The sequence below is a fragment of the Pectobacterium brasiliense genome, assembly GCF_013449685.1.
Taxonomy (GTDB): domain Bacteria; phylum Pseudomonadota; class Gammaproteobacteria; order Enterobacterales; family Enterobacteriaceae; genus Pectobacterium; species Pectobacterium brasiliense_A.
In genome coordinates, this window is sequence record NZ_JACDSF010000057.1 from 15,547 (window position 1) to 41,945 (window position 26,399).

Below are 26,399 nucleotides of genomic sequence, written 5' to 3' on the forward strand. Positions count from 1 at the left end.
TTCTTTAAATCTTGCTAATAATTATTTTCTCGGTTAATTTGATGAAAAGTGGAATAACACATGGAGACCGAGTATGAAAAATAAAGAAAAACTTGCCATTCAGTTAAATGAAAAATTAAAGAGTAGCCTTATTAATAGTTCGTTACCTCCTGAAGAAATACTCGCATTGATGATGAAGTTATGCCTTTCTCTGATGCAGGTGACTCAAAGTAATCTTGTGGAAATGAAGACGTCGGATGGGCGAAAACTTTCACTCAAGCTTGATACACCATCGGTGCATTGATTAGATTTATTCTTAGAGGCTGCTAAAAATGTCGAGTATTATCTATTTAGAGTTGACGGGTGATAAGCAAGGATTAATTTCTTCTGGTTGTTCAACATTGCAGTCAATTGGTAATAGAAGCCAAATTGGTCATGAAGATCAGATTCAGGTGTTAAGTTTAAATCACTCAATGACTCATGCTGATAATCTATCCTGTCACCCCGTTGAAATAATTAAACTTATTGATAAATCGTCACCGTTGCTTGGTGTTTCTACCTCTTCCAATGAAAAGCTAAGTGCAAATTTCTTTTTGTATAGGATAAATGCCGCTGGGCAATTAGAGCTGTTTTATGTCATTAAATTAACAGATGCACGCATTGTTGATATTTCTTGTAGTTATCCGCATTCGATTAATGACAATGACGTCATGCCATACGAGAAGGTTTTATTAAAATATAATTCCATATCATGGGAGCACAAAGTTGCGGGAACATCAGGTTATAGTATCTGGAATGATAGTGGTATTTAGTTTTATTTGGCAATAAAACATACAGCCATTGATAATTATGTTATTCATGGCTGTTTTATTAACTAATTAATCACTAACCAAAGAGATGCTAATTAACTTCGCATATTGATGCTTCGTATTAATGAAAAGGAATTTACTCAATGCTAAGAGTACCTCAAGGACAAATAACCTTTGATGGTGAAGGGAATGATATACCTAATAGTCGTGATTTTAGCCGAGTCATTCACTGGCCAGGAAATGATAAATCTGGTGTGACGTTGGGGCGAGGCTATGATATGGGGAAGAGAACCAAGGGCGAAATTTATTCGGATATGCTCAGAGTAGGTATTGGGAGTGAAAAAGCGAGTTTAATCGCGACAGGGGCTGGGTTAAAGGGCGGTGCCGCCGCCACTTTCGTTAAAGAGTACAAAGAAAAAATTGGCGTGATTACACATCAACAGCAGGTGGATTTGTTTAATATTATTTATGGTGGGTATATAACAATAGCGAAAAATCGCTACGCAGATCGTTCCGCTAATATACCTGATAGGGCGAATTGGAATGAGCTTCACCCCGCTATCAGAGATATTCTGGTGGATCTGGCCTATCAAGGGATCAGGGCGAGATCTAACTCACTTTGTGTGGTTATTATGCTCAAAATAGATACGATTTCAGTTCAAAGAATGCACGTCAGATACATAATTACCGATTGATAAAAGGTTATTAATATATGGGTATTATCAAATTTCTTGAATTGTATGCGTTTTAAGCAAAGTGGAATCCCGCCCTGATCAAGGGATGGAGGGGAAGAAAACTATCCCTGTGGCGGCAAAGAATGATATCGATCTGTTAATAAATTTAATAGAGAGTGAGCCTGAGTTGCTAAAATATGAGGCTGGAAGAAATCGAGCGGGTTATTTAAGGATGAGGAAATGAAAAATATCTACTTCTATCTGTTGATGTTATTTGCTGTAAACGGTATATCCCCTGCATTTGGTGAGATTTATTGGAGTAAACTGGAATTAATGGAGAAAACGTTATGTAAAGATATAATGAGAGGGGAAAACTATCATGAAATTTATATTTGTACTGACCGAATGCTTGCTGATTCGACGGAAAAACTAGAGAAAAAAAATAAAGAAGCAATAGACTTTCTCTCAACACTCATAACTATAGAGGGTGAGGACGATGCCGTTAAGCTTTTCAAAGCAGATCAAGCCGCGTGGAAAAATTATGTTGTCCATCGTTGTGCGTATAGAGGGCACCCATATATTAAAGATAGCCCCGTTTATTTATCAAATAAAGATCTTTGCGAGGCGGTAGAAAACTACAGACGGATCGAGTCGCTAGACGGTGAGCTCAATATCCCTTAATACTCATCCTTTGGATAAGTGTGTCACGCCGCCGATGGTGTTTCACCGTCGGCGGCGTTATCTTTATGTCATCTGACAGCAACAGGGATGGCATTTCTTTATGGCAACGCAGTTCACGGGTTTTTCTCAAGCGGGTTTAACGTTTCTTCAGCAGGTGCGTCAGTACAACGATAAAGCGTGGTTTGACGAGCATCGTGCGGTTTACGATGAGCAACTGGTTGCACCGTTCCGCACGCTGGTGGATGAACTCAGTCTGACCATGTTGCAGATTGATGATCACTTTGAAACACGTCCCGCTATCGGTAAGACTCTCTCCCGTATTCATCGCGACACGCGCTTTTCTCACGATAAATCACGCTATCGCAGCCATATGTGGCTCACTTTCAAACGTACTCGCAAAGACTGGACGGATGCACCGGTGTATTTCTTTGAAATCACGCCGGATACCTGGCGTTACGGGCTGGGCTATTACAGCGCGACGCGGAATACGATGGACCTGTTCCGTCAGACGCTGCGCGGTAATCCGTCGCAGTTTCTTGAAGTAGCAAGCTGTCTGGGAAAGACCTTCACGCTGGAAGGCGAAAGCTACAAACGCCCGCTGATTAAAGATCAGGAGCTGGAACTGGCTGACTGGTATAACCGTAAGTCGTTTGCCGCGATATCTACCCGACAGGATATGGACGCGCTATTTTCCGGCGATCTGGTGACGGTTCTGTCACAGGGTTTTACCCAGCTTGAACCGCTCTATCATTACCTGATGAACGTCGAAACGATGAAGAAGGCCGCGCAGGAAACGGAGTCCGATACGCGGGCCTTTTCGGCGGATAAGTGGTTCGAACGCTAGAGCTAGCCAACGCTACGGCGTTTTCTGCTGCTCCAGTGGCGTTTTATCGCGCTCCAGCAAAGTGTTAAACAGGTAACCTTCTTCCCGATTGCTGCCGAAGGTGGCGATTTGCAGATGATCATCGTCAATGCAGGTGAGCAGTATTTTCACCTGCTGACCGAAGCTGCTTTCACCTTTGCCAACGGCTTGCGTATCGCTCATCTGACGGGCGGTGAAGTCTGAATCATCCAGCTTGTTACCGTAGCGAAATGCAATGGATGCGCCGCCTTCAATCTTGCCACGCTGGTTGGCCATGGTCAGGCTGACGGCGTGGTAGGGCGCTTTCTGGTCATACATTTCCCGAAAATAATCCCCCAGATCGCGATATTCCTCGGCGGAAAGCCCTGACATCACATATTCATAGCTGAATGAACCGTGGAAACAAGCAGTGCTTTTCACGGGCGTAATCGGGGAAGGGAGTGCGTGTTGCGCGATGTCATTCAGATAGCGCAGCCGATTTAGCTGCTGTTGATAACGCTGGCGCAAGCAGTCTTCGTCTTTGCATTGATCGCGTGTGGTCAGCCAGCTGCGTTGAAACTGGTTGAGCGTTTTTTCCCACGGCGCGCTGTTGTCGTAGGCTGTCAGAAATGCGCGGGAAGTCTTCCACGTTTGCGCCAGTTCTTCATCGAGCTGCCCGAGCAGCGGGCTGGCGCAAATCAGCTTTTCCTGTGCTGAGGCGGCGTTGTTGCAGGAGAAACTGGCGGCTTGCGCATGGTGGCTGAGAGAGGCTAACGTCACCCCTGCGGCGATCAGGGCAGTGAAGGCTATCTTCATGGGGTGTCCTGTAATATGTCCCAAAAGGCGGCAATCAGCGGTTCGCTAAGCCGTTTTTTCTGTACGCAAACGCCGAGTTCAAGTGGTTCCATCACCTGTTCGACGAAGACGGAAACGCGGTTGCGTACCGGTTCCGGGCTGTTTTCCAGTACGACATTTGGAATCAGCGCGATACCACAGCCCAGCGCGACCATCGATACCATCGCTTCATGCCCGGAGATGGTGGCGTAAATTTGCGGGTTCGTGATGTGGTTGCGTCGAAACCACAGATCGATGCGCTTACGCACCGGGCCGTGTTCCGGCAGGATAAACGGAATCTGCGACCAGTCTGGGTCTGCCTGCCGCACCAGCGACTGCACGGGGCAGGGAAGTGCCGGGATAATCAACGCCAGTGGCAGTTTATCGAGCGGCATGAAGTCAACGCTGACAGGCAGCGCTTCGGGGCGTCCCGCAATCCCCAAATCCCCATCGTTCGACTGAATTTTCTCCACGGCATCGGCGGCATCGCCCGTCGTCAGTTTAATTTCCACTAGCGGGTGTAGCGCCCGAAAGCGATCCAGAATGGGTGGCAGGTGGCTGTAGGCGGCGGTGACGGAACAGAAGATCCGTAGTTCACCGCTTAATGATGGCCCATGCTGGTCTATCGTGTGGCGTAGCTGCTGGTATTGCAACAACGTTTGCTGGGCGAACTGCTTCAGGTGATCTCCGGCATCGGTAAGCTGCACGGTACGGTTATCGCGCAGAAACAGCGTCTGTCCTAAATCCTCTTCCAGCCGCTGAATTTGCCGTGACAGCGTGGACGGGCTGATGTGCATCGCCTTGGCGGTACGGCCAAAGTGCCGACTTTCTGCCAGATGCAGGAATAATTTGAGATCACGTAAATCCATGCGATACAGGCCCCGTTTTTTATCTTGCAGCCGCTTTTGATCTTGCAAATAGTGCAATGTGACGTTGTTAATATATCAATTTAAGCAACGCAATTCCTGTCATATGATGGGGTCATAGTGAATTCCCCTCTGGCGGGAATCCTTTCTCGAATAACAGACAAACAAAACCGTATACGGAGCACGACATGGCTAACTATTTCAACACATTAAACCTGCGTCAGCAGCTGGATCAATTGGGCAAGTGCCGCTTCATGGGGCGTGATGAATTTGCCGATGAGGCGAGCTACCTGAAAGGGAAAAAAGTGGTGATCGTCGGCTGTGGTGCTCAGGGTCTGAACCAGGGTCTGAACATGCGCGATTCTGGTCTGGACATCGCTTACGCCCTGCGTGCTGAAGCAATTGCCGAAAAGCGTGCATCATGGCGCAAAGCGACCGAAAACGGCTTCACCGTTGGTACCTACGAAGATCTGATCCCGCAGGCTGACCTGGTGGTTAACCTGACGCCGGACAAACAGCACTCCGCCGTGGTTCAGGCAGTACAACCGCTAATGAAACAGGGCGCTGCGCTGGGCTATTCTCACGGCTTCAACATCGTTGAAGTGGGCGAGCAAATCCGTAAAGACATCACCGTTGTGATGGTGGCGCCGAAGTGCCCAGGTACGGAAGTGCGTGAAGAATACAAACGTGGTTTCGGCGTACCAACGCTGATCGCGGTTCACCCAGAAAACGATCCGAAAGGCGAAGGCATGGCCATCGCTAAAGCGTGGGCTGCGGCCACCGGTGGTCACCGTGCCGGCGTTCTGCAATCCTCTTTCGTTGCGGAAGTGAAATCTGACCTGATGGGTGAGCAGACCATTCTGTGCGGTATGTTGCAGGCAGGTTCTCTGCTGAGCTTCGACAAACTGGTTGCTGAAGGCACCGATCCGGCTTATGCAGAAAAACTGATTCAGTTCGGCTGGGAAACCATCACCGAAGCGCTGAAGCAGGGCGGGATTACGCTGATGATGGATCGCCTGTCTAACCCAGCGAAACTGCGTGCTTACGCGCTGTCTGAGCAGTTGAAAGGCATCATGGCACCGCTGTTCCAGAAACACATGGATGACATCATCTCCGGCGAATTCTCCAGCGGCATGATGGCTGACTGGGCGAACGATGACGTGAAACTGCTGACCTGGCGTGAAGAGACCGGTAAAACGGCGTTCGAAAATGCGCCGCAGTTCGACGGTAAAATCGCTGAGCAAGAATACTTTGATAACGGCGTGCTGATGGTTGCGATGGTAAAAGCGGGCGTTGAGCTGGCGTTTGAAACCATGGTGAGCTCCGGCATCATCGAAGAGTCGGCTTACTACGAATCACTGCATGAGCTGCCGCTGATCGCTAACACCATTGCGCGTAAGCGTCTGTATGAAATGAACGTGGTTATCTCTGATACCGCAGAATACGGTAACTACCTGTTTGCTAACGCCGCCGTTCCATTGCTGAAAGAGGCGTTCATGGCATCCCTGCAGCCGGGCGATCTGGGCAAAGCGGTCGCGGGCACCGAAGTGGACAATGCGCAACTGCGTGATGTTAATGAAGCTATCCGTAACCACCCAATCGAAACCGTAGGCCACACGCTGCGCGGTTACATGAAAGACATGAAGCGTATCGCTGTTGCGGGTTAATTTCCGTCAGTGATCGAAATAGAAGAGGGCACAGCGATTGGCTGTGCCCTCTTTTTACCAACGAACGCTTTTATCGCCGAGCTTTTGTAGCAATAGCAAACGTATGTTTTTTATCAAACCGACTTATATTTTTCTTCCGCCTGATTGAAACGATCGGTAATCGCTTTTGATGGCGCTTTACCCAGCAGGCTGACGATAAAAATGGTCAGGCTGTTGAAGATGAAACCGGGGATAATTTCATACAGGTTCAGCCAGGCGTAGTGTTCCCAGATCAGCACGGTTGTTGCGCCCACGATCATGCCGAACAGGGCGCCGTTGCGCGTCATGCGCGGCCACAGCAGGGAAATCAAAATCACCGGTCCGAATGCGGCACCGAACCCAGCCCAGGCATAGCTCACCAGACCCAGTACGCGATTTTCAGGATTAAGCGCCAGCGCGATAGCGATGATAGCCACTAACAGCACCATGCCGCGCCCCACCCAGACCAGCTCTTTCTCACTGGCATTTTTACGCAGGAACGGCTTGTATAAATCTTCGGTGATGGCGCTGGAGCACACCAGTAGCTGGCAGCTTAGCGTACTCATCACGGCAGCCAGAATCGCAGACAGCAGCACCCCAGCAATCCACGGATTGAACAGCAGCATGGATAGCTCGATAAAGACACGCTCGCTGTTTTGCGCCACATTGCCCGCCTGATCCGGGTTATTGTTGAAGTAGGCGATGCCGAAGAAGCCCACTGCCACGGCACCGGACAGACAGAGAATCATCCAGGTCATACTGATGCGGCGTGCGTTGTGGATCGTGTGATGTGAATCTGCAGCCATAAAGCGCGCCAAAATATGCGGCTGACCGAAATAGCCCAGTCCCCATCCCATCAGCGAGAGGATAGCGACAAAATTCAGCCCTCGGAACATGTCCAGGTTGGCCGGATTTTTCGCTTCAATCACCATTAGTGAGCTATCAATTCCTCCAAGAGACAGGATGACAATCACTGGGGTCAGGATCAGGGCGAAAATCATCAGGCTGGCCTGAACGGTGTCCGTCCAGCTTACTGCCAGAAAGCAGCCAATAAAGGTATAGGCGATGGTGGCCGCTGCGCCTGCCCATAATGCGGTGCTGTAGCTCATGCCAAAGGTGCTTTCAAACAGACGTGCCCCTGCGACCACGCCCGATGCACAATAGATGGTGAAGAAAATCAGGATGACTAACGCGGAGATCACGCGCAGTAATTTACTGTTATCTTCAAAACGGTGGGTGAAATAGTCAGGCAGCGTAAGTGCGTTGTGGTTGATTTCGGTGTGTACGCGCAGGCGTCCGGCGACCCATTTCCAGTTCAGGTAAGCGCCTAACGTCAGGCCGATAGCGATCCAGCTTTTAGAAATCCCGGCAATGAAAATAGCACCCGGTAACCCCATCAGCAGCCAGCCGCTCATATCGGAAGCGCCAGCCGACAGTGCGGTCACCACGCTTCCCATCCGACGTCCGCCCAGAATGTAATCGCCAAAGTTATTCGTCGCGCGATAAGCGAACAGGCCGATGAGAACCATCCCGAAAATATACAACAGAAACGTCACCAGCATAGGTGTGCTTATTGTCATTCAACTCTCCACATTATTTTTCGTGCCGCTGTCGCGGCGACGCTGTGTTTTATAGTAATCACTCAGGCCGGAACGAGGTCTGACAGTGATGATGGGCTGCAACCGATCCATTTGTTAACAAGGTTGCACAAAGTTGCAACATGGTCGATATTGACGTTATCCCGATGTGCATCTTCTCATTATAGGAGTGGACTCTATGGGCTCTACCACGATGGGTGTGAAACTCGATGAGGAAACGCGCGAACGTATCAAGGCGGCGGCACAGCGTATTGATCGTACACCGCACTGGCTGATTAAACAGGCTATTTTCCATTACCTCGAACGCCTCGAAAGCGGCCTCGACACTCCTGAAACACCGCAATGGGCGAATGTCAGCCACATTGAAGCGGAAGAGATTATGCCGCAATCTCAGGAAGAAGAAACCCACCTACCCTTTCTTGATTTCGCCGAGCACATTCTTCCGCAGTCCGTTATCCGCGCCGCCATCACTTCTGTTTACCGCCGCCCCGAAAGTGAACTGGTTCCTATCTTGCTCGAACAAGCGAAACTTACCGATGAAATGTCGCAGTTAACGCAAAAACTGGCTTATCAGCTGGCAGAGAAATTACGCGGTCAGAAAGCCGGAAATGGGCGTGCGGGCATTGTGCAAGGACTGCTACAGGAATTCTCACTTTCTTCTCAGGAAGGGGTGGCGCTGATGTGCTTAGCCGAAGCGCTGCTACGTATTCCCGATAAATCCACGCGTGATGCGCTGATCCGCGACAAGATCAGTCGGGGAAATTGGCAGGCGCATCTTGGTCATAGCCCGTCGCTCTTTGTGAATGCTGCAACCTGGGGGCTGCTGTTTACCGGAAAGCTGGTGGCGACGCACAACGAAGTGAACCTCTCGAATTCGCTGAACCGCATCATTGGGAAAAGCGGTGAGCCGCTTGTCCGCAAAGGTGTCGATATGGCTATGCGGCTGATGGGGGAACAGTTTGTCACCGGAGAAACTATCGGCGAAGCGCTGGCGAATGCCCGTGAACGGGAGGGCCAAGGCTTCCGTTACTCTTACGACATGTTAGGTGAAGCCGCGCTGACGGAACATGATGCTGTCGCGTATCTGATGGCCTATCAGCAGGCGATTCATGCTATTGGCAAAGCCTCGAACGGGCGCGGGATTTACGAAGGGCCGGGCATCTCCATCAAGCTGTCGGCGCTGCATCCCCGCTATAGCCGGTCGCAGTATGATCGTGTGATGGAGGAACTTTATCCGCGTTTGTTGATGCTGACGCTGTTGGCGCGTCAGTACGATATTGGGATCAATATTGATGCGGAGGAAGCCGAACGACTGGAAATCTCACTCGATCTGCTGGAAAAACTCTGCATGGAGCCGCAGTTGGCGGGGTGGAACGGCGTTGGGTTTGTCATTCAGGCTTATCAGAAACGTTGCCTGTATGTGATTGATGCACTGATTGAGCTGGCACAGCGCAGCCGTCGGCGGCTGATGATTCGTCTGGTGAAAGGGGCGTACTGGGACAGTGAAATCAAGCGCGCGCAGGTTGACGGGCTGGAAGGTTATCCAGTCTACACGCGTAAGGTTTATACCGATGTGTCGTATCTGGCGTGCGCTCGGAAGCTACTGGCCGTACCGAATTGGATTTACCCGCAGTTTGCCACGCACAACGCGCAGACGGTAAGCGCGATCTACCACATGGCGGGCAACAATTATTATCCCGGTCAGTATGAGTTTCAGTGCCTGCACGGCATGGGGGAACCGCTCTACGATCAGGTGGTGGGCGCGGTTGCTGATGGAAAATTGAACCGTCCGTGCCGTATTTATGCTCCGGTCGGAACCCATGAAACGCTGTTGGCTTATCTGGTGCGACGCCTGCTGGAAAACGGCGCCAATACCTCGTTTGTTAACCGTATTGCAGATACCTCAATGGCGCTGGAAACGCTGATTGCCGATCCGATTCGTGGCGTAGAGGCGCTGGCAAAAGTGGAATGGAGCATGGGTGTGCCGCATCCCAAGATTCCTCTGCCACGTCAGCTATATGGGCGGGAACGGCAAAATTCGAGCGGACTGGATCTCTCGAACGAGCACCGGTTGGCTTCTCTCTCCAGCGCGTTGCTGAATTATGCGTCACAGCCGTGGTATGCCGCGCCAATGATTGAAGGGGAAAGCGAGGCGAGTGAAGAAAGGCCTGTCGTGAACCCCGCGGATGTGCACGATGTGGTGGGCTACGTTCTCGATGCCTCGGTGGCGGATGTTGAGCAGGCGGTAGACGCGGCGGTACATGCTGGCACCATTTGGTTTGCGACGCCACCCGCAGAGCGTGCTGCGATATTGAATCAGGCCGCCTCGCTGATGGAAGGGCAGTTGCAAAGTCTGCTGGGGCTGCTGGTGCGGGAAGCGGGTAAATCCTTCAGTAACGCGATTGCGGAAGTGCGCGAAGCGGTGGACTTCTTGCGCTATTACGCGGGGCAGATTCGGGATTCATTCACCAATGATACCCATCGTCCGTTGGGGCCAGTGGTTTGCATCAGCCCGTGGAATTTCCCGCTGGCGATTTTCACCGGTCAAATTTCTGCCGCACTGGCGGCAGGAAACAGCGTGCTGGCAAAACCGGCTGAACAGACGCCGCTGGTTGCGGCACAGGCGGTGCGTATTTTGCATGAGGCGGGCATTCCTCTGGGTGTGCTGCAACTGCTGCCCGGACAGGGAGAAACGATTGGTGCCGCGTTGGTCAGCGATGAACGGGTACGCGGCGTGGTGTTTACCGGATCGACGGCCGTAGCTAAAACTCTGCAACGTAGCATCGCGGGCAGGCTCGATCCACAGGGGCGTTTGACGCCGCTGATTGCCGAAACGGGTGGCCTGAATGCGATGATTGTCGATTCGTCTGCGCTGACGGAGCAGGTGGTGAATGACGTTATCGCTTCTGCGTTCGACAGCGCCGGACAGCGTTGCTCGGCGCTGCGCCTGCTGTGCCTGCAAGAGGATATTGCGGATCGCACTCTGGCTATGCTGCGTGGCGCGATGGCGGAGTGTCGAATGGGCAATCCTGAGCGGTTATCGACCGACATCGGTCCGCTGATTGACGCGGAAGCGAAAGAGAACGTGGAACTGCATATCCAGACGATGCGGGCGAAAGGCCATACGGTATTTCAGGCAGTGTATCCGCAGGATGAGGAGACGTGGCGGCACGGGGCGTTTGTGAAACCGACCCTGATCGAACTGGACAAGATAGACGAGCTGAAAAGAGAAGTTTTTGGTCCAGTTTTACATGTAGTTCGCTATCAAAGCCAGCAGTTGGATGCAGTGATTGCGCAGATCAACGCGGCGGGATACGGTCTGACGCTGGGTGTGCATACCCGTCTTGATGAAACTATCCTGCGAGTGACGGGCAAGGCGAAAGTGGGTAATCAATATGTGAATCGCAATATGGTCGGTGCCGTTGTCGGTGTTCAACCGTTTGGCGGGGAAGGCTTGTCAGGAACCGGACCAAAGGCGGGCGGGCCGCTTTATCTGTACCGTTTGCTGGCACATCGGCCGGACGACGCGCTTGCGGCAGAATTTGCACAGCAGAACCCTGAGCAGGCGTTGCTGGCAGGGCTACAGGCGCTGGAAGACTGGGCGATTGCTGTGGAGCGTCACAGGCTAGCGACGTTATGCCAGCGCTATAGAGAATATAGCGTCAGCGGGACAACGCGGCTGTTGCCTGGCCCGACAGGGGAAAGTAATTCCTATACGCTGCTGCCGCGTGAGCGGATTCTGTGTCTGGCGGATAATGAGGACGATCGCTTGATTCAGACGGCGGCGGTGCTGGCAACGGGCGGGGAGTTGCTGTGGCTGGAAGGCGAGCGGGAGAAAACGCTTTACGGCCGTTTACCCGCCAGCGTGCAGTCGCATATTCAGTTCACGCCTGACTGGCAGCGGCAAGACGTGTCTTTTCATGGCGTCATTTATCATGGGGACGCCGATCGGTTACGGCAGTTGAGTGAGGCGCTTGCAGAGCGCGATGGCCCGATTATCCAGCCGTTAGGGTATGCGCAGGGCGATACCCACATTCAGTTGGAACATCTGTTGATCGAACGTTCTCTGAGTATCAATACCGCCGCTGCGGGCGGCAATGCCAGCCTGATGACGATAGGGTAGTCAGGCATTAAATAGAAAAAGCGCGCTAAACCAGAAGGTCGGCGCGTTTTTCATGTTCGGGGCATCGGCGTGGCGGCTTCATTGCTATACAACTTAATGGCGGTAAAGCACCTTGATCACATGGTAACCAAACTGGGTTTTCACCGGACCAAACGGCTTCAGCAATTCGCAGGAAAACACCGCCTTATCGAACGCTGGCACCATGTCGCCTTTACGAAACTCCCCTAAATCGCCGCCGTTGCGTTTTGACGGGCAGGTTGAGTGCTTCTGTGCCAGTTTCTGGAAGTCTGTACCTTTTTCCAGTTGCGCAAGAATGTCATTAGCTTCCTGCTCAGTGTCTACCAGGATGTGTAAGGCTGCTGCGGTATTTGCCATGTTATTACCTTTTTTGCAAAAGAGATTCCGGCGCGCAATGTAACATTTGCAACGCAAGATGTGGACTGCGATGTGCTTTCCTTAATAACAAATCCCTGGTCAAGATCGATACGGCTTTCTGCTACAATCGCCTTCCGTTTTATGAGTGAGCAAGATCGTTATGCGCTTAAACCCCAGCCAACAACACGCCGTCGAATTCGTCACCGGACCTTGTCTGGTGCTGGCGGGCGCAGGTTCAGGCAAGACCCGCGTTATCACCAACAAAATCGCGCACCTTATCCGCCAGTGTGGCTATCAGGCTAAGCACATTGCCGCTGTGACGTTTACCAACAAAGCGGCGCGAGAGATGAAGGAGCGCGTGGCGCAAACGCTGGGGCGTAAAGAAACGCGTGGGTTGATGATCGCGACCTTCCATACACTGGGGTTGGAGATCATCAAACGTGAATACGTCGCGTTGGGCATGAAATCTAATTTCTCCCTGTTTGACGATCAAGACCAGATGGCGCTGCTGAAAGAGCTGACGGAACAATGGCTGGAAAACGATAAGGTTCTGCTGCAACAGCTGATCTCGACGATCTCAAATTGGAAAAACGATCTGATCGATCCTGCCGGCGCGGCAGCAACCGCTCGCTCCGAACGCGACAAGCTGTTTGTGCATTGCTACTCGCTCTATCACGATCACCTACGTGCCTGTAACGTACTGGACTTCGACGATCTGATTTTGCTGCCCACGCTGTTGCTGAAGCAGAACGCGGAGGTACGTGAACGCTGGCAGAACCGCTTACGCTACCTGCTGGTGGATGAATATCAGGACACCAACACCAGCCAGTATGAGCTTATTAAGCTGCTGGTTGGCACCCGAGCGCGTTTTACCGTCGTAGGGGATGACGATCAGTCAATTTACTCCTGGCGTGGTGCGCGACCGCAAAATCTGGTGTTGCTACAGCAGGATTTCCCCGCGCTTGACGTGATCAAGCTGGAACAAAACTACCGCTCATCCGGGCGCATTCTGAAAGCCGCCAATATTCTTATCGCCAATAACCCGCACGTTTTTGAAAAGCGTCTGTTCTCGGAGCTGGGTTACGGCGATGAACTCAAAGTGATTACCGCCAACAACGAAGATCACGAAGCGGAGCGGGTCGTTGGTGAGCTGATTGCTCATCACTTTATTAAAAAGACCCAGTACGGCGACTATGCCATTTTGTATCGTGGCAACCATCAAGCGCGTCTGTTTGAAAAGATGCTGATGCAGAACCGTATTCCGTATCGTATCTCCGGCGGCACGTCGTTTTTCTCCCGACCTGAAATCAAAGATTTACTGGCTTATCTGCGCGTACTGACCAACCCGGACGATGACAGCGCGTTCTTACGTATTGTGAACACGCCCAAGCGTGAAATTGGCCCAGCGACGATGAAGAAGCTGGGCGAGTGGGCAGGGCAGCGCAATAAAGGTCTGTTCAGCGCGAGTTTTGATCTTGGGCTGAGCCAGACTCTGACCGGTCGTGGGCTGGAGTCCCTGCAACGGTTTACCCAGTGGCTGGCGGAAATCGCCCGTCTGGCAGAGCGTGAACCGGTCGCCGCTGTGCGAGATCTGATTCATGGATTGGACTACGAAAGCTGGCTGTATGAAACCTCGCCGAGCCCAAAAGCCGCAGAAATGCGGATGAAGAACGTCAATCAGCTATTCAGCTGGATGACGGAAATGCTGGAAGGGTCCGATCTCGATGAGCCGATGACGTTAACGCAGGTCGTAACGCGCTTCACGCTGCGGGACATGATGGAACGGGGAGAGAGTGAAGAGGAATTGGATCAGGTTCAGCTAATGACGCTACATGCGTCCAAAGGCTTGGAATTCCCGTATGTCTTTTTAGTTGGGATGGAAGAAGGTCTGTTGCCGCACCAGAGCAGCATTGATGAAGATAACGTCGACGAAGAGCGTCGTCTGGCATACGTGGGGATTACGCGTGCTCAGCGCGAACTGTTCTTCACATTGTGCAAAGAACGCCGCCAGTATGGCGAGTTGGTGCGCCCTGAGCCGAGTCGTTTCCTGCTTGAACTGCCGCAGGATGATGTGGTGTGGGAAACGGAAAGAAAAGTGGTGAGCGCACAAGAGCGTATGCAGAAAGGTCAGACGAACGTCGCTAATATTCGGGCGATGTTGGCAAAAGCAAAAGGGGAATGATTATCCCCCCTTTTATATCCGTTAAGCTGGGGTTTCTTCCAGCATCAGCGGCCAGTGTACGTAGCTCTGCCAGCGGCTTTCCTGTTCCAGCATTTCTGCCCGTAACGGGTGCTGAGCCAGCCAGCCGGCAGGCAAAATCAAACGTAACGCTTCGCCTTCTACGCGTAATCGTACGGCTGGCAGCGTGTCATCGCGGCGGCGGCTGGCAAAAATAATTGCCAGACGAAGCAGTCGGCACAGGCGCTGTGCCTGATTGACCGGCAGCGCATTTTGCTGACTGAGCGGCATTAAATCGACTGGGTTAATCTGGTTTTGCAGGAGTGTCGCTAACAGCTTTTTCTGGGCGGGCGTAAAGCCGGGGAGATCGCTGTGGCGAATCAAATAGGCTGCATGTTGGGGCGACTGGCGAAAATCGATGCTCAAACCGATTTCGTGAACCAGACAGGCGCTGCGCAGTAACTCACGAGCCCGATTATCTAACTGCCAGTCACGGGCAACCTGTTGCAGAAAGTTGTCCGCCAATGCACTGACGCGTTTAGCCTGTTCGGTATCCAGCAGATAACGGCGTTGCAGCGTTGCTAAGGTACGGTGACGAATATCCTGATCGACAGGCAGATCCAGCATGCCATAGACCAGTCCTTCACGCAGCGCGCCTCCGGCCAGCGTCATCGTTTTGATGTCTAGCTCCTGGAAGATCGCCAGCAGAATGGCTAATCCGCTGGGGAAAACCAGCGCACGTTCCAGCGTCAGGCCATCAATTTCCAATTCTTCCAGCTTATCGCACTGAATCGCATGCTCTTTAAGCTGTCTGAGCTTCGGCAGCGTAATGTATTCATCCATTCCCTGCGCGACCATAATTTCCTGTAGCGCCTGGACGGTGCCGGAAGCGCCGACGCAGATTTGCCAACCCTGCTCACGCAGAGAGGCCGCGACAGGGCGCAACATTTCACGCGCCGCCTGTTCAGCACGTTCAAAATTACCGGCTTCCAGATTGCGGTCACTGAAATAGCGATCCAGCCACGTTACGCATCCCATCGGGAGGCTGATCAACTGAGTCGCTTTTGCGCCGATTCCCGTTGCCAGTTCAGTACTGCCACCGCCAATATCCACGACCAGACGCGCATCTGGGCCGCCTGTCGTATGTGCCACACCTTGATAAATCAAGCGTGCTTCTTCTTCACCGCTGATAACCTGAATCGGCAAGCCCAGAATTTCTTGAGCCTGTTGCAGAAACTCGTCAGCGTTCGTTGCCAGTCGCAGGGTGGCTGTCGCGACAACGCGCACCTGATCCTGCGGAATGTCCTGCAACCGTTCGGAGAACAGTTGTAGACACTGCCAGCCACGCTGCATCGCTTCCTGCGAGAGCCTATTCTGTTTATCCAGCCCTGCCGCAAGGCGGACTTTACGCTTTATTTTCGCCAGCGTCTGAATGCTGCCTGCGGTTTCCCGGGTGACCAGCATATGGAAGCTGTTCGAGCCGAGATCGATGGCAGCGTAAAGTGAAGAAGAGCTCAGCATCGACGGTTAGTCCGCTCGTTTACGGTTATTACGGGGCGCTCCGCTGCCGCTGCGGCGTGGCGCATTATGTCGGCGCGGGCCACTGTTGGAACGCGGTGGACGTGTTAAACGCTTCGGCGCAGGTAAATCATTCATCAGCGCGTCACTGTTGTATTTGCTGACTGGGATACCGTGACCAATATAGGTTTCGATAGCTGGGAGATTCAGCGCGTACTCTTCACAGGCCAGACTGATAGAGAATCCGCTTTGTCCCGCACGGCCCGTACGGCCAATACGGTGAACGTAGTCTTCGCAGTCATCCGGCAGATCGTAGTTAAAAACGTGGGTCACAGAAGGAATATGCAAACCGCGTGCTGCAACGTCCGTTGCCACCAGAATATCCAGACTACCCTGGGTAAACTCTTCCAGAATACGCAGACGTTTTTTCTGTGCGACGTCGCCCGTCAGCAGCCCAACGCGATGGCCATCGGCAGCCAGATGGCCCCAGATGTCTTCGCAGCGATGCTTGGTATTCGCAAAAATAATGCAGCGGTCCGGCCACTCTTCTTCCAGCAGTGTCTGGAGCAGGCGCATTTTTTCTTCGTTTGATGGATAAAACAGTTCTTCTTTAATGCGGTGGCCGGTTTTCTGTTCCGGTTCCACTTCCACATACTCGGCGTTATTCATCTGTTCAAACGCGAGTTCACGCACCCGGTAGGAGAGCGTAGCGGAGAAGAGCATGTTCAGGCGCTGTGCCGTTGCGGGCATGCGGCGGAATAGCCAGCGAATGTCTTTGATGAAGCCGAGATCGTACATGCGATCTGCTTCGTCCAGCACGACGACCTGAATCGCGCCCAGATTGATGTGGTTCTGCTTGGCGTAATCGATCAGGCGACCGGTGGTGCCGATCAGAATATCAACGCCGCTTTCCAGCACTTTAAGCTGTTTGTCGTAGCCGTCGCCACCGTAGGCTAAACCTAATTTTAGCCCAGTTGCATGAGACAGCGCTTCTGCATCAGAGTGAATCTGGACAGCCAGTTCACGGGTTGGTGCCATAATTAAAGCACGTGGCTGATTGGTCTGACGCTCTGCGTTTGCAGGGTGTGAAAGCAGATAATGGAAAGTAGACGCGAGAAAAGCCAGCGTCTTGCCGGTACCGGTTTGCGCCTGACCCGCAACATCACGCCCTGACAGAGCCAATGGCAGAGCTAACGCCTGAATAGGCGTACAGTTATGAAACCCTTTACTTTCAAGAGCTTCAATAACCTGCGGGTGCAGGGCGAAGTCGGAAAACTTCAGTTCAGTTAAGTGTGTTTTGCTCATAGTGTGGTAGAATATCAGCTAACTATTGCTTTACGAAAGCGTATCCGGTGAAATAAAGTCAAGCCGTTGTTGGTTAATGCTACACCAACAAGGTAGAAATAATCCTGCGGAGTAAAATATGAGCGATAAAATAATTCACCTGACTGATGACAGCTTCGGCACGAAAGTATTGCAAGCTGAGGGCGCTATCTTGGTTGATTTCTGGGCTGAGTGGTGTGGTCCTTGCAAAATGATCGCTCCTATTCTGGATGAAATTGCTGAAGAGTTTGAAGGTAAACTGACAGTTACCAAGCTGAACATTGATGAAAATCCGGCTACTGCGCCGAAATATGGTATCCGTGGCATTCCTACTCTGCTGTTGTTTAAAAACGGCGAGGTCGCTGCGACGAAAGTCGGCGCACTGTCGAAGGGGCAACTGAAAGAGTTCCTGACGGCGAATCTGTAATTAGCTTGATACCCTAAAAAGGGTGTCGCCGGCGGGCGCAATTGGGCAATATGTAATTCTCATATTGACTGCTTGCCGCTCGTCGGGAAGCGTGTTAGATTCTTCATCACTGCATATCGTACTTGCCTATGTTTAAGCCCTTAGGCTTAAGCCTGAAAGTTAGAGTCTAAAGCATTATTCTGTGTCGAAATCGAAAAAATCGTTGTTTTACAAGGTAATTGTTATACAAGACGATTGTTTTGCAACACGATTGTTTTACAACACGTTTGTGATCCGATTTTGGCAGTCTGCTAGTTTTACAATAATTGGTTTTATGTGTCTTCGATCTCCTGCCGTTGATTTATGCGGATATCGTTTATGCGGATGTTGTTTTGCGCGGATGTAATGCGCTTCAGGTGTGAAACCAGACAGGAATCCGGTGGTTGAAGGCTGTTATAGAGGCACGGATGATCCTGCCATACCATTCACGTTATCGTTCGAGATTTACCCCGAGTTAAAGAACCCACCACTATGAATCTTACCGAATTAAAGAATACGCCAGTTTCTGAGTTAATTACTCTTGGCGAAAATATGGGACTGGAAAACCAGGCACGCATGCGCAAACAGGATATTATCTTCGCTATTCTGAAACAGCATGCCAAAAGCGGCGAGGATATTTTCGGCGATGGTGTGCTGGAGATATTGCAGGATGGCTTCGGCTTTCTCCGCTCCGCAGACAGCTCCTACCTCGCAGGCCCCGATGATATCTACGTTTCTCCCAGCCAAATCCGCCGTTTTAACCTCCGCACTGGTGACACCATTTCTGGCAAGATTCGTCCGCCGAAAGAAGGTGAACGCTACTTTGCGCTGCTGAAAGTTAACGAAGTTAACTACGACAAACCTGAAAACGCCCGCAACAAGATCTTGTTCGAAAACTTAACGCCGCTGCACGCAAACTCTCGTCTGCGTATGGAACGGGGTAACGGTTCGACAGAAGATCTGACGGCGCGTGTGCTGGATCTGGCTTCGCCGATCGGCCGTGGTCAACGTGGTCTGATCGTTGCACCGCCAAAAGCGGGTAAAACCATGCTGCTGCAGAACATCGCACAGAGCATCGCTTACAACCATCCTGACTGCGTGCTGATGGTGCTGCTGATTGACGAACGTCCGGAAGAAGTTACCGAGATGCAGCGTCTGGTGAAAGGTGAAGTGGTGGCGTCAACGTTTGACGAGCCCGCTTCCCGTCACGTTCAGGTTGCCGAAATGGTGATCGAAAAAGCGAAGCGTCTGGTTGAGCATAAGAAAGACGTTATCATCCTGCTGGACTCCATTACCCGTCTGGCACGTGCTTACAACACCGTGGTTCCGGCTTCGGGCAAAGTGTTGACCGGTGGTGTGGATGCTAACGCCCTGCATCGTCCGAAGCGTTTCTTCGGTGCGGCGCGTAACGTTGAGGAAGGCGGTAGCCTGACCATCATCGCGACCGCATTGGTTGATACTGGTTCTAAGATGGACGAAGTGATTTACGAAGAATTTAAAGGTACAGGCAATATGGAACTGCACCTGGCGCGTAAAATCGCAGAAAAACGCGTGTTCCCAGCGATTGACTACAATCGTTCCGGTACGCGTAAAGAAGAACTGCTTACCACCTCTGAAGAATTGCAGAAGATGTGGATTCTACGCAAGATCATCCACCCAATGGGTGAGATCGATGCGATGGAATTCCTCATTAACAAGTTGGCGATGACGAAAACCAACGATGAATTCTTCGATATGATGAAACGTTCATAAATCCGGGCGTTCATCCATTACGGATAACTCGGGGAACGCCACGCTGGGCCGTGGCGTTTTTTATTCCCTAATTGATCGGATGTGAAGGGGTTTTCTACCAGGAAGTCTCGGTTATCACTCAATTTGTACTGGCGATCAACGTGGGCGATAAGATATAAGGCGTAAACCGAGTCTATACTGAACAGCTACAGCGCAGCTGTTAATGGTGAACTTACTCACTATGAGTACCGAATTACTATTTATTTTCTTGTTTTCTCTGGGCTTTCTTTTTTTTGCTCGCAGCATTGCGGGTAAAATAGGGCTTGTCGATCGTCCCAACTACCGTAAACGCCATCGGGGTCTGGTACCTCTGGTTGGTGGTATCTCCGTGTATGCGGGTATCTGCTTTACCTACTTCATTACCGATCAATATATTCTCAACTTCCGTCTTTACCTGCTATGCGCGGGTGTGCTGGTGTTTATCGGTGTGCTGGACGATCGTTTTGATATCAGCGTAAAAATTCGTGCCGTTGTGCAGGCATTTGTTGCTGTGGTGATGATGGCTTTCGCTGGCTTGACGATACACAACCTAGGGTTCATTTTCGGTCCGTGGCAGATGGGGCTGGGGCCGTTTGGCTATCTGGTCACGCTGTTTGCGGTTTGGGCGGCGATTAATGCGTTCAATATGGTGGACGGGATCGATGGATTGCTCGGCGGGTTGTCCAGCGTCTCATTTGGGGCAATGGGCATTTTGCTGTACCTGAACGGTCACGCGAACCTAGCATTGTGGTGTTTCGCCATGATTGCGGCGACATTGCCTTATATTCTGCTCAACCTCGGCATGTTTGGACCACGCTACAAGGTGTTCATGGGCGATGCGGGTAGCACGATGATTGGCTTCACAGCCATATGGCTCTTGATTCAAACAACACAAGGCCCGCAGCATCCGATAAATCCGGTTACGGCACTGTGGATCATCGCTATCCCATTGATCGATATGATCGCCATCATGTATCGACGCTTGCGCAAAGGGATGAGCCCGTTCTCACCTGACCGACAGCATATCCATCATTTAATGATGCGGGCTGGCTTCTCTTCCCGTCAGGCTTTTGTACTGATTACGCTTGCTGCCGCCTTGTTGGCCGCGGTCGGTGTGTTGGGAGAATATTTCTTTTTTATACCCGAATGGTTTATGTTGGCATTATTCTTGCTTGCATTTCTGCTGTATGGCTACTGCCTGAAACGAGCATGGCGGGTCGCCCGTTTTATCAAGCGCATCAAACGCCGTATGCGGCATTCTGATGAGCAAAAGCAGTCATCCTGACCAAATAATTTTGGGGAAGTAATGAAATCAGAGAACTTGTCTACTGGGAATGCGTTGATTGATAACGAACTGGATATCCGTGGTTTATTTCGCCTGCTGTGCCGTGGAAAGGTGTGGCCGATAGCAGTCGGCCTGATGTTTGCCGTTGTGGCACTGGGCTATTCCTATCTTGTTAAACAGGAGTGGAGCGCGACAGCGATTACCGACAAGCCGACAGTCAATATGCTGGGTGGGTATTATTCGCAGCAGCAATTCCTGCGTAACCTCGATGCCCGCTCTTTTTCCGCGCCTCAGCCAGAACAACCGTCTATTTCGGCCGATGCTTATGACGAGTTCATCATGCAATTAGCGGCTTACGATACCCGCCGCGATTTCTGGTTGCAGACTGACTATTATAAGCAGCGTCTGGAAGGCGATGAAAAAGCCGATGCAGCTCTGCTCGATGAATTGGTTAACAACATTCAGTTTACGCCGCGCGACGACGGGAAAAAGACCAATGATTCCGTGAAGCTGGTGGCAGAAAACTCTAAAGATTCCAACACGTTGCTTCGTCAGTATGTGGCTTTTGCCAGCCAGCGTGCAGCCAGTCACCTGAATGAAGAAATTAAGGGTGCCTGGGCGGCCAGAACTATCTTCATGACGTCGCAGATCAAGCGTCAGGAAGCGGTAGCAAAAGCGATTTACGATCGTGAAGTCCGCAGCGTCGAGCTGGCGTTGAAAATCGCCCAGCAGCAAGGTATTAGCCGCAGCCAGACGGATACGCCGGCAGACGAAATCCCTGCATCGGAAATGTTCCTGCTTGGCAGGCCGATGCTTCAAGCCCGACTGGAAACATTGCAGACCAGCGGCCCGCACTACGAACTGGATTACGATCAAAATCGCGCGATGTTGGCGACGCTGAACGTTGGCCCAATGCTTGAGGCCAGTTTCCAGACGTATCGCTATTTGCGCACGCCGGAAGAGCCGGTGAAGCGTGACAGCCCACGCCGGGCATTCCTGATGGTGATGTGGGGTGCGATTGGTGTGCTCGTCGGCGCGGGTGTTGCCTTGGCTCGCCGTCCGCGCTAACCAGCTTGCTGATTTGCGTCTGACGCTCAGCGAGCGTCTGCGTCTAACCTGATTAAAGAGATTCAATGTGAAAGTATTGACTGTTTTCGGCACCCGGCCGGAAGCCATAAAAATGGCACCGCTGGTTCATGCCCTGGCTCAGGATGGAGCTTTTGAATCGAGAGTTTGCGTAACAGCCCAGCACCGGGAGATGCTGGATCAGGTGCTGCGTTTGTTCGATATTACGCCAGATTACGATCTGGATATTATGCGACCGGGGCAGGGACTCAGTGAGATATCCTGCCGGATTTTATCAGGACTTGAGCCCGTTATGGCGGAGTTCAAACCGGATTTGGTGTTGGTACACGGCGATACCACCACAACGTTGGCAACCAGTCTGGCGGCTTTTTATCAGCGTATCCCCGTCGGGCATGTAGAAGCGGGATTGCGTACTGGTAATCTGTACTCGCCCTGGCCGGAAGAGGCTAATCGCAAACTGACCGGACATTTGGCGATGTACCATTTCGCCCCAACGGAAAATTCCCGCCAAAATTTACTGCGTGAGCATCTGTCCGATCGGCATATTTTTGTGACGGGTAATACGGTGATTGATGCGCTGTTCTGGGTGCGCGATCGTATTCTCGGGGATGCCGCGCTACGCCGTAGCCTTGACGAAAAATATGCCTTTTTAGACGATAACAAGAAGCTGATTCTGGTTACTGGACATCGCCGCGAAAGTTTTGGCGGCGGCTTCGAGCGCATTTGCAGCGCGCTGGCAGATATTGCCCGTCGACACCCTGAAGTACACATTGTGTATCCGGTTCACTTGAATCCTAACGTCAGCGAACCGGTGAATCGCATCCTGAGCGGCATTGATAATGTGATGCTGATTGCGCCGCAGGACTATCTGCCTTTCGTGTATTTGATGAATCGTTCTTACATGATTTTGACCGACTCTGGCGGCATTCAGGAAGAGGCGCCGTCGTTAGGCAAGCCCGTATTGGTGATGCGTGATACGACAGAACGGCCGGAGGCGGTGGAAGCCGGTACGGTCAAGCTGGTAGGGACAGAAGTAACCAGTATTGTCGATGCGGTATCTACGCTGTTGACGGATGAAGAAGCGTATCAGGCAATGAGTCGCGCCCATAATCCTTATGGTGATGGACAAGCCTGTCAACGCATCGTTGATGCTTTAAAAAATCGCCAGGAGCGATTTTAAACATCGTTATACGACGACGGCCCGACATAAAAATTATCAGGTGACACTATGAGCTTTACTACCATTTCCGTAATCGGTTTGGGCTACATCGGTTTACCCACCGCTGCGGCGTTTGCGTCGCGCCAGAAAAAAGTCATCGGTATCGATGTGAACAAACTGGCGGTCGAAACCATTAATCGCGGCGAAATCCATATCGTCGAGCCCGATCTGGATGCGTTGGTCAAAGTGGCAGTGGAAAAGGGTTACCTTCAGGCGCTGACAAAGCCTGTGCCAGCCGATGCTTTCCTGATCGCCGTTCCTACTCCATTCAAAGGCGATCACGAACCTGATCTGGCCTACGTTCAGGCGGCTGCGGCATCCATCGCGCCTGTTCTGAAGAAAGGCGATCTGGTGATTCTGGAGTCGACATCCCCTGTAGGTGCAACCGAGCAAATGGCCGAGTGGCTGGCCGAGGCGCGAGCGGACTTGACGTTTCCGCAGCAGGTTGGGGAAACGGCGGATATCAATATAGCCTATTGTCCTGAACGCGTTCTGCCGGGGCAGGTCGTGGTCGAACTGATTAAAAACGATCGCGTCATTGGCGGCATGACCCCAGTATGCTCTGCTCGCGCGAGCGAACTGTACAAAATCTTCCTTGAAGGTGAGTGTGTGGTGACTAACTCCCGCACCGCCGAAATGTGCAAGCTGACGGAAAACAGTTTCCGTGACGTCAATATTGCTTTCGCCAATGAGCTCTCGCTGATTTGTGCCGAACAAAACATTAACGTATGGGAGCTTATCCGATTGGCAAACCGCCATCCTCGCGTCAATATCCTGCAACCCGGCTCTGGCGTCGGCGGGCACTGTATTGCGGTCGACCCTTGGTTTATCGTGGCGCAGAATCCGCAGCAAGCCCGGTTGATTCATACCGCCAGACTGGTGAACGATGGCAAGCCACTCTGGGTGGTAGATCGTGTTAAAGCGGCCGTGGCGGATTATCTGGCACAAACGGATAAACGCGCCAGCGAGGTCACGGTGGCCTGCTTTGGGTTGGCGTTCAAGCCTGACATTGACGATCTGCGCGAAAGCCCCGCAGTAGGGATTACGTCCATGATCGCACAGTGGAATACCGGTGTGACGTTAGCCGTCGAACCGAATGTCAAACACCTGCCGTCCGTGTTGGCCGGACAGGTAAAACTGGTCGATACCAGCAGTGCATTAAAAGAAGCCGATGTACTGGTAATGCTGGTCGACCACCGTCAGTTTAAAGCGATTAACCCAGAAGATGTGAAACAGCAGTGGGTTATTGATACCAAAGGAGTATGGCGTTGAAACGTATTTTAATTACCGGTGGTGCGGGGTTTATTGGTTCGGCGTTGGTCAGATACATTCTGACTGAAACGCAGGACAGCGTCGTCGTTGTCGATAAGCTGACCTATGCGGGGAACCTGTCTTCCCTGGCCCCCGTCGCTGATAGCTCACGCTTCGCGTTTGAGCAGGTTGATATCTGCGATCGTGCGGAATTGGACCGTGTCTTTACCGCTTACCAGCCTGCACTGGTGATGCATTTGGCGGCAGAAAGCCACGTCGATCGCTCTATCGATGGCCCGGCGGCGTTTATCGAAACCAATATTGTCGGTACCTATACGATGCTGGAAGCAGCACGTCATTACTGGCAGAACCTGGCTGATGCGGACAAGCGCGCATTCCGTTTTCACCATATCTCTACCGACGAAGTGTTTGGTGACCTGCATGGGACGGACGATCTGTTTACAGAAACTACGCCTTATGCGCCAAGCAGCCCTTATTCCGCATCGAAAGCCTCCAGCGACCACCTTGTTCGTGCCTGGCTGCGCACCTACGGGTTCCCGACGGTGATCACCAACTGCTCGAATAACTACGGTCCTTACCATTTCCCAGAGAAGCTGATTCCGCTGGTAATCCTGAATGCGGTCGCGGGCAAACCGTTACCGGTTTACGGAGACGGCGCGCAAATCCGTGACTGGCTGTTTGTCGAAGACCACGCTCGCGCACTGTACAAAGTGGTGACGGAAGGCGAAATCGGCGAGACGTATAACATCGGTGGTCACAACGAGCGCAAAAACATTGAAGTCGTGCAGACCATTTGCGCACTGCTGGAAGAGCTGGCACCGAATAAGCCTGCTGGCGTAGCGCATTACCGCGATCTCATCACCTACGTGAAAGACCGCCCTGGCCACGACATGCGCTACGCGATCGATGCCGGGAAAATTGAACGTGAACTGGGCTGGTGTCCAGAAGAAACGTTTGAGACGGGCATGAGAAAAACCGTCAGTTGGTATCTGAATAACGAAAAATGGTGGCGCAGCGTGCAGGATGGTTCTTATACCGGTGAACGTTTAGGACTGAATGATTAAACCTGCGTCTGATGGTGGAAAAGAGAGGAGCGAAACGATGCCCCATCCGATATCAATGGGAAAGGGAGAGATTCGCGCTACGGTTGAACCGCTGGGCTGGGAGAACGAATTCTTCCAGATTGACAGCGGTAAGCTGAATTTTTCGCCTTCTGCGCCTGCGTTGACGCTCGATGCGTTGAACGCATTTACGCTGACGCAGGCTAAAATCGCAGCGGACAACCTGGTGTTGGCAGATGCGCTTGCCGATCTTGGGTTTCGATTGGTTGAAGGCGAGGTCGATCTCAGTCTGCCGCTCCAACGAACGACGGTTGTTACGCCGCTACCGCGCTGGCGTGAAGCTACACCCGACGATATCCCTGCACTAAGGGGCGCGGCGTCACGTGTTTTTGCACTGAGCCGTTTTCGTTCTCCGTGGTATCAACCGGAGGATAGCGGGCGTTTCTATGCGCAGTGGATTGAGAATGCCGTGCGCGGTACGTTCGACCACGGTTGTTTGCTGGTGGAAGATGCCGCGGGCAATCCACAAGGATGGGTCACGCTACGCAGAGTGAATGACTCGGATGCCCGTATCGGTCTACTGGGCGTGTGGCCGGGCGTTACGGTACGTGGCATCGGTTCACAGCTGATGGCGCTGGCGGAAGCGTGGTGCCGACAACAAGAGTTGATACGTCTTCGGGTCGCGACACAGGTTAGCAACGTGGCGGCGCTTCGTCTTTATCTTCGCCGTGGTGCCATGATTGAGAGCACGGCGTATTGGTTATACAGGTGATCAC

General features: G+C 52.0%; 22 protein-coding genes. 16 read left to right on the plus strand and 6 right to left on the minus strand.

Annotation, left to right across the window (positions count from 1 at the left end; genetic code table 11):
* Nucleotides 1-73: 73 nt before the first annotated feature.
* From H0248_RS18820 to H0248_RS18840, 5 genes are all read left to right on the plus strand, one after another.
* On the plus strand, nucleotides 74-283 hold the full coding sequence (locus tag H0248_RS18820; protein ID WP_180787061.1) for a hypothetical protein: 210 nt from the start codon (nucleotides 74-76) through the stop codon (nucleotides 281-283).
* Between the two features lie 28 nt (nucleotides 284-311).
* Nucleotides 312-791 (plus strand): Hcp family type VI secretion system effector, encoded by a 480-nt coding sequence (locus H0248_RS18825; RefSeq protein WP_110163409.1) that lies wholly within the window; start codon nucleotides 312-314, stop codon nucleotides 789-791.
* A 140-nt stretch (nucleotides 792-931) separates the two neighbouring features.
* Nucleotides 932-1,483 (plus strand): calcium-binding protein, encoded by a 552-nt coding sequence (locus H0248_RS18830; protein WP_240345918.1) that lies wholly within the window; start codon nucleotides 932-934, stop codon nucleotides 1,481-1,483.
* A gap of 219 nt (nucleotides 1,484-1,702) precedes the next feature.
* Nucleotides 1,703-2,143: a lysozyme inhibitor LprI family protein gene (locus H0248_RS18835; protein ID WP_039286270.1), complete on the plus strand. Its 441-nt coding sequence runs from the start codon at nucleotides 1,703-1,705 to the stop codon at nucleotides 2,141-2,143.
* Nucleotides 2,144-2,243: 100 nt separating this feature from the next.
* The gene (locus H0248_RS18840; protein WP_039550123.1) at nucleotides 2,244-2,987 is read left to right on the plus strand and encodes a DUF2461 domain-containing protein; all 744 of its coding nucleotides are present in this window, start codon (nucleotides 2,244-2,246) and stop codon (nucleotides 2,985-2,987) included.
* A 12-nt stretch (nucleotides 2,988-2,999) separates the two neighbouring features.
* Here the strand turns inward: H0248_RS18840 and H0248_RS18845 are convergent, their stop codons facing one another.
* Both H0248_RS18845 and ilvY read right to left on the minus strand, forming a co-directional pair.
* Complete coding sequence (locus tag H0248_RS18845; protein WP_180787062.1) at nucleotides 3,000-3,800, minus strand: lysozyme inhibitor LprI family protein; 801 nt, start codon at nucleotides 3,798-3,800, stop codon at nucleotides 3,000-3,002.
* Nucleotides 3,797-4,687, minus strand: coding sequence for an HTH-type transcriptional activator IlvY (gene ilvY, locus H0248_RS18850; protein ID WP_014916961.1), 891 nt, complete (start codon nucleotides 4,685-4,687; stop codon nucleotides 3,797-3,799). Before ilvY ends, H0248_RS18845 begins: the two co-directional genes overlap by 4 nt.
* 185 nt (nucleotides 4,688-4,872) lie before the next feature.
* Between ilvY and ilvC the strand changes: the two genes are divergently transcribed.
* On the plus strand, nucleotides 4,873-6,351 hold the full coding sequence (ilvC, locus tag H0248_RS18855) for a ketol-acid reductoisomerase (protein ID WP_180787063.1): 1,479 nt from the start codon (nucleotides 4,873-4,875) through the stop codon (nucleotides 6,349-6,351).
* Between the two features lie 113 nt (nucleotides 6,352-6,464).
* On the opposite strand, the gene putP is transcribed toward ilvC, so the two are convergent.
* Complete coding sequence (putP, locus tag H0248_RS18860; protein ID WP_180787064.1) at nucleotides 6,465-7,949, minus strand: sodium/proline symporter PutP; 1,485 nt, start codon at nucleotides 7,947-7,949, stop codon at nucleotides 6,465-6,467.
* 196 nt (nucleotides 7,950-8,145) lie between these two features.
* On the opposite strand from putP, the gene putA reads away from it, so the two are divergent.
* On the plus strand, nucleotides 8,146-12,090 hold the full coding sequence (gene putA / locus H0248_RS18865; RefSeq protein WP_180787065.1) for a trifunctional transcriptional regulator/proline dehydrogenase/L-glutamate gamma-semialdehyde dehydrogenase: 3,945 nt from the start codon (nucleotides 8,146-8,148) through the stop codon (nucleotides 12,088-12,090).
* 93 nt (nucleotides 12,091-12,183) lie between these two features.
* On the opposite strand, the gene ppiC is transcribed toward putA, so the two are convergent.
* A complete protein-coding gene (gene ppiC / locus H0248_RS18870) occupies nucleotides 12,184-12,465 on the minus strand; it encodes a peptidylprolyl isomerase PpiC (RefSeq protein ID WP_180787066.1) in 282 nt (93 codons plus the stop codon).
* Between the two features lie 160 nt (nucleotides 12,466-12,625).
* Between ppiC and rep the strand changes: the two genes are divergently transcribed.
* Nucleotides 12,626-14,647, plus strand: a complete 2,022-nt coding sequence (gene rep / locus H0248_RS18875) for a DNA helicase Rep (protein WP_180787067.1) — start codon at nucleotides 12,626-12,628, stop codon at nucleotides 14,645-14,647.
* Between the two features lie 21 nt (nucleotides 14,648-14,668).
* Here rep and ppx read toward each other — a convergent pair whose 3' ends face one another.
* The gene (gene ppx, locus H0248_RS18880) at nucleotides 14,669-16,165 is read right to left on the minus strand and encodes an exopolyphosphatase (protein ID WP_180787068.1); all 1,497 of its coding nucleotides are present in this window, start codon (nucleotides 16,163-16,165) and stop codon (nucleotides 14,669-14,671) included.
* A gap of 6 nt (nucleotides 16,166-16,171) precedes the next feature.
* Entirely contained in the window at nucleotides 16,172-17,467 is a 1,296-nt protein-coding gene (gene rhlB / locus H0248_RS18885; protein WP_180787069.1) for an ATP-dependent RNA helicase RhlB, read from the minus strand.
* A 118-nt stretch (nucleotides 17,468-17,585) separates the two neighbouring features.
* On the opposite strand from rhlB, the gene trxA reads away from it, so the two are divergent.
* The 8 genes from trxA (at nucleotide 17,586) to wecD (ending at nucleotide 26,395) form a co-directional block, all read left to right on the plus strand.
* The gene (gene trxA, locus H0248_RS18890) at nucleotides 17,586-17,912 is read left to right on the plus strand and encodes a thioredoxin TrxA (RefSeq protein ID WP_010283883.1); all 327 of its coding nucleotides are present in this window, start codon (nucleotides 17,586-17,588) and stop codon (nucleotides 17,910-17,912) included.
* Nucleotides 17,913-18,422: 510 nt separating this feature from the next.
* Nucleotides 18,423-19,682, plus strand: a complete 1,260-nt coding sequence (gene rho / locus H0248_RS18895; protein WP_010283881.1) for a transcription termination factor Rho — start codon at nucleotides 18,423-18,425, stop codon at nucleotides 19,680-19,682.
* A 205-nt stretch (nucleotides 19,683-19,887) separates the two neighbouring features.
* Complete coding sequence (gene wecA, locus H0248_RS18900; protein ID WP_180787126.1) at nucleotides 19,888-20,985, plus strand: UDP-N-acetylglucosamine--undecaprenyl-phosphate N-acetylglucosaminephosphotransferase; 1,098 nt, start codon at nucleotides 19,888-19,890, stop codon at nucleotides 20,983-20,985.
* Nucleotides 20,986-21,006: 21 nt separating this feature from the next.
* Nucleotides 21,007-22,053 (plus strand): ECA polysaccharide chain length modulation protein, encoded by a 1,047-nt coding sequence (gene wzzE, locus H0248_RS18905; protein ID WP_180787070.1) that lies wholly within the window; start codon nucleotides 21,007-21,009, stop codon nucleotides 22,051-22,053.
* Nucleotides 22,054-22,120: 67 nt separating this feature from the next.
* A complete protein-coding gene (gene wecB, locus H0248_RS18910; RefSeq protein WP_180787071.1) occupies nucleotides 22,121-23,251 on the plus strand; it encodes a non-hydrolyzing UDP-N-acetylglucosamine 2-epimerase in 1,131 nt (376 codons plus the stop codon).
* 48 nt (nucleotides 23,252-23,299) lie between these two features.
* On the plus strand, nucleotides 23,300-24,562 hold the full coding sequence (gene wecC / locus H0248_RS18915; protein WP_180787072.1) for a UDP-N-acetyl-D-mannosamine dehydrogenase: 1,263 nt from the start codon (nucleotides 23,300-23,302) through the stop codon (nucleotides 24,560-24,562).
* Nucleotides 24,553-25,626 (plus strand): dTDP-glucose 4,6-dehydratase, encoded by a 1,074-nt coding sequence (rffG, locus tag H0248_RS18920; protein ID WP_180787073.1) that lies wholly within the window; start codon nucleotides 24,553-24,555, stop codon nucleotides 25,624-25,626. The genes wecC and rffG overlap by 10 nt, the downstream gene beginning before the upstream one ends.
* A gap of 37 nt (nucleotides 25,627-25,663) precedes the next feature.
* Nucleotides 25,664-26,395 carry a dTDP-4-amino-4,6-dideoxy-D-galactose acyltransferase gene (gene wecD / locus H0248_RS18925; protein WP_110163399.1) on the plus strand — a complete coding sequence of 244 codons (732 nt, stop codon included), beginning with the start codon at nucleotides 25,664-25,666 and terminating at the stop codon, nucleotides 26,393-26,395.
* The last annotated feature ends 4 nt before the right edge of the window (nucleotides 26,396-26,399 follow it).

Excerpts from the sequence above, each read along its gene's own strand:
- wzzE (WP_180787070.1), top strand. The coding sequence starts at position 21,007 with ATGAAATCAGAGAACTTGTCTACTGGGAATGCGTTGATTGATAACGAA.
- ppx (WP_180787068.1), bottom strand. The coding sequence starts at position 16,165 with ATGCTGAGCTCTTCTTCACTTTACGCTGCCATCGATCTCGGCTCGAAC.
- putA (WP_180787065.1), top strand. The coding sequence starts at position 8,146 with ATGGGCTCTACCACGATGGGTGTGAAACTCGATGAGGAAACGCGCGAA.
- ppiC (WP_180787066.1), bottom strand. The coding sequence starts at position 12,465 with ATGGCAAATACCGCAGCAGCCTTACACATCCTGGTAGACACTGAGCAG.
- rep (WP_180787067.1), top strand. The coding sequence starts at position 12,626 with ATGCGCTTAAACCCCAGCCAACAACACGCCGTCGAATTCGTCACCGGA.
- ilvY (WP_014916961.1), bottom strand. The coding sequence starts at position 4,687 with ATGGATTTACGTGATCTCAAATTATTCCTGCATCTGGCAGAAAGTCGG.
- wecC (WP_180787072.1), top strand. The coding sequence starts at position 23,300 with ATGAGCTTTACTACCATTTCCGTAATCGGTTTGGGCTACATCGGTTTA.
- ilvC (WP_180787063.1), top strand. The coding sequence starts at position 4,873 with ATGGCTAACTATTTCAACACATTAAACCTGCGTCAGCAGCTGGATCAA.
- H0248_RS18825 (WP_110163409.1), top strand. The coding sequence starts at position 312 with ATGTCGAGTATTATCTATTTAGAGTTGACGGGTGATAAGCAAGGATTA.
- H0248_RS18830 (WP_240345918.1), top strand. The coding sequence starts at position 932 with ATGCTAAGAGTACCTCAAGGACAAATAACCTTTGATGGTGAAGGGAAT.
- rho (WP_010283881.1), top strand. The coding sequence starts at position 18,423 with ATGAATCTTACCGAATTAAAGAATACGCCAGTTTCTGAGTTAATTACT.
- rffG (WP_180787073.1), top strand. The coding sequence starts at position 24,553 with ATGGCGTTGAAACGTATTTTAATTACCGGTGGTGCGGGGTTTATTGGT.
- trxA (WP_010283883.1), top strand. The coding sequence starts at position 17,586 with ATGAGCGATAAAATAATTCACCTGACTGATGACAGCTTCGGCACGAAA.
- H0248_RS18820 (WP_180787061.1), top strand. The coding sequence starts at position 74 with ATGAAAAATAAAGAAAAACTTGCCATTCAGTTAAATGAAAAATTAAAG.
- wecD (WP_110163399.1), top strand. The coding sequence starts at position 25,664 with ATGCCCCATCCGATATCAATGGGAAAGGGAGAGATTCGCGCTACGGTT.
- H0248_RS18835 (WP_039286270.1), top strand. The coding sequence starts at position 1,703 with ATGAAAAATATCTACTTCTATCTGTTGATGTTATTTGCTGTAAACGGT.
- rhlB (WP_180787069.1), bottom strand. The coding sequence starts at position 17,467 with ATGAGCAAAACACACTTAACTGAACTGAAGTTTTCCGACTTCGCCCTG.
- H0248_RS18845 (WP_180787062.1), bottom strand. The coding sequence starts at position 3,800 with ATGAAGATAGCCTTCACTGCCCTGATCGCCGCAGGGGTGACGTTAGCC.
- H0248_RS18840 (WP_039550123.1), top strand. The coding sequence starts at position 2,244 with ATGGCAACGCAGTTCACGGGTTTTTCTCAAGCGGGTTTAACGTTTCTT.
- putP (WP_180787064.1), bottom strand. The coding sequence starts at position 7,949 with ATGACAATAAGCACACCTATGCTGGTGACGTTTCTGTTGTATATTTTC.